At 76.4% G+C, this 1,733-nt stretch carries 2 protein-coding genes; one reads left to right on the top strand and one right to left on the bottom strand.

Going from position 1 to position 1,733, the window contains the following annotated elements; translation table 11 throughout:
* On the bottom strand, positions 1-480 hold a 480-nt coding region (locus tag HMPREF0731_RS20970; protein WP_007006243.1), incomplete at its 3' end, for a glycosyltransferase family 9 protein.
* A gap of 153 nt (positions 481-633) precedes the next feature.
* On the opposite strand from HMPREF0731_RS20970, the gene ygfZ reads away from it, so the two are divergent.
* On the top strand, positions 634-1,485 hold the full coding sequence (gene ygfZ / locus HMPREF0731_RS20965) for a CAF17-like 4Fe-4S cluster assembly/insertion protein YgfZ (protein ID WP_051014844.1): 852 nt from the start codon (positions 634-636) through the stop codon (positions 1,483-1,485).
* Positions 1,486-1,733 lie beyond the last annotated feature (248 nt).

The following is a 1,733-nucleotide window of genomic DNA, read 5'->3' as shown; positions in this document are numbered from 1 at the left end:
GGCCCAGTTGGCGCTGGGGCCAAGGGCGATCAGCGGCGCGCCCCCCCCCTCCGGCAGCAGCGCGGCGGCGCGGGCGATGTCCGCCTCGCCATACCAGGCCACCGGGCGCGGCGCCGGCTTCAGCCCCAGCACGCCGGCCAGGTGCAGCAGCTTGTGGCCGGGGCGGCGGCCGCCGCGCATCACCGCGCGCCGGCGCGTCCAGACCAGCCAGGAGAGGGCCGAGCCGCGCAGATCCACCACCAGGTCCCAGCGGCGGCCCACCACCCGGCTCCACAGCGCCAGCCAGTGCAGCGAGTAGCGCCGCTTGGCCAGCACGATGGTCTCCTCCCGGTTCGGCATGCGGGCGAAGATGCCCTCCGCCACCGGCCCGCAGGCGATGGTGATGCGCGCCTCCGGATGGGCGCGCAGCAGATGGTCGAGCAGGCCGGTGGACAGCACCGCATCCCCGATCCGGGTGGCGGTCACGAACAGGATGCGCATGGTTGCCGCGCGCTTAGCATGGTTTGGCGGCGCTGTCCGCTGCCCGCGCCCCTGCACGGGCCACGCCAGGGGAGAAAACCGGCCGCCCGCCGCCACCGCCGCGTGTGCGCCGCCCGCCTTGTCGGCGGCGGCGCGGCGCCTCATCTTCCGGCCATGCCCCTTTCTCCCCTCCCCGACCGGGCCGTGCTGGAGGTGACGGGCGAGGACCGCCTCGCCTTCCTGCAGGGCCTCGTCTCCAACGACGTGACGCAGGCCGCGCCCGGCCGCGCCGTCTGGGCCGCGCTGCTGACGCCGCAGGGCAAGTGGCTGGCCGATTTCTTCATCGTCGCCGGCGCCGACCGGCTGCTGCTCGACACCGCCGCCAGCCAGGCGGGGGCGCTGGCGCAGCGCCTGTCACGCTTCCGCCTGCGCTCGCGCGTCGCCATCGCGCTCCGCGAGGACCTCGCGGTGCTGGCCGGCTGGGGCGAGTCGCTGCCGCCCGAGGGCGTGCTCGCCGCCCCCGACCCCCGCCTGCCGGAGGCCGGCTGGCGCGCCATCCTCAACGCCTCCGCCATCCCGCCCGGGGATGGCGACTACGCGCGGCACCGCCTCAGCCTCGGCCTGCCGGATGGCGCGCCGGACCTGGAGCCGGAAAAATCCGTGCTGCTCGAGGCCGGCTTCGACGAGCTGGGCGGCATCTCCTGGAGCAAGGGCTGCTACATGGGCCAGGAGCTGACCGCCCGCACCCGCTATCGCGGCCTGCTGAAGCGCCGGCTGGTGCCGGTGGCGGTGGAGGGCCCGCTGCCGGCCCCCGGCACGCCCGTGCTGCGCGATGGCGCGACGGTGGGCGAGATGCGCTCCGGCCACCCGGACGGGCTGGGCCTGGCCCTGCTGCGCCTGCCCATCCGCGAGGACGCGCCGCTGTCCTGCGGCGCGGCCACCCTGACCCCCCGCCTGCCCGGCTGGATGCGCCTGCCCGAGCCGGCCGGCGCGCCCCCCGCCCCGCCGGGAGACACCCTTCCTTAATTCCGCCGCGCCCACCTTGCGCGGCATGATGGAAGCCCTGCCGATCGCGGCGAGAAACGCCGCATCGCCAGCCCCGGCCGGATCGGCCGGGGTGGCGACTCCGCAAGGGAGCCCGAAGCATGCCTTCGCGGCCCTGATGGACAGCAAGAGCGCCACGCTCAAATCCGCCGCCTCCAAGCGATGGCAGGCCCGGCAGCCACCCTCCGCCATGGCCGCCGCCCCGGGCGCCACGCCCCTCGCCAGCCCCG

This window comes from Pseudoroseomonas cervicalis ATCC 49957 (assembly GCF_000164635.1).
GTDB lineage: Bacteria > Pseudomonadota > Alphaproteobacteria > Acetobacterales > Acetobacteraceae > Pseudoroseomonas > Pseudoroseomonas cervicalis.
The sequence above is the reverse complement of the archived record's forward strand: the minus strand, read 5'-3'. Positions and strand labels throughout refer to the sequence as shown.